Source organism: Apibacter sp. (assembly GCF_025291155.1).
GTDB lineage: Bacteria > Bacteroidota > Bacteroidia > Flavobacteriales > Weeksellaceae > Apibacter.
On the sequence record NZ_JAMBJZ010000163.1, the window covers coordinates 1 to 619 of the forward strand.

2 protein-coding genes are annotated in these 619 nt (G+C 33.4%); both read left to right on the plus strand.

Annotated elements, in window-relative coordinates; translation table 11 throughout:
- The coding region (locus M3Z80_RS09710) for a GDP-mannose 4,6-dehydratase (RefSeq protein WP_293919416.1) at positions 1-196 on the plus strand (196 nt) is incomplete at its 5' end.
- Between the two features lie 8 nt (positions 197-204).
- Positions 205-619 (plus strand): sugar nucleotidyltransferase (locus M3Z80_RS09715; RefSeq protein ID WP_293919418.1); only part of this gene is annotated, 415 nt, incomplete at its 3' end.

Here is a 619-nt window from a genome sequence, read left to right on the forward strand (position 1 = left end):
TGATAGACCTGGGCATGATCAGCGTTATGCTATTGATGCTTCGAAAATATATCATGATTTAGGTTGGAAACCACAAGAAACATTTGAAAGTGGGATGCGTAAAACAGTTGAGTGGTACTTGAAAAATAGTGACTGGTGCAATCATATAAAAGATGGTTCATACGCTAGATCTAGGCAAGGTATTTTAAAAAAATAGGTTAAATTATGAAAGGAATTGTATTAGCCGGTGGTTCTGGAACCCGACTTTATCCTATAACTAGAGGTATTTCGAAACAATTATTACCTGTATATGATAAACCAATGATTTATTATCCATTATCGGTACTTATGCTTTCAGGTATCCGTGATATTTTGATCATCACTACACCTGAAGATTTGAATATGTTTCAAAAGTTATTAGGTGATGGTTCAAGATTTGGAATTAAGCTTAGTTATGCACAACAACCAAAACCTGAAGGATTAGCTCAAGCTTTTTTAATTGGTGAAGAGTTTATCGAAAAACAACGTTGTGCGATGATACTAGGTGATAATTTATTTTTTGGTCAAAGTTTTGGCAAAAAGTTAATCAAAGTTGCTAACCAAAAAGAAGGTTCAACCATTTTTGGATATCAAGTTGTTG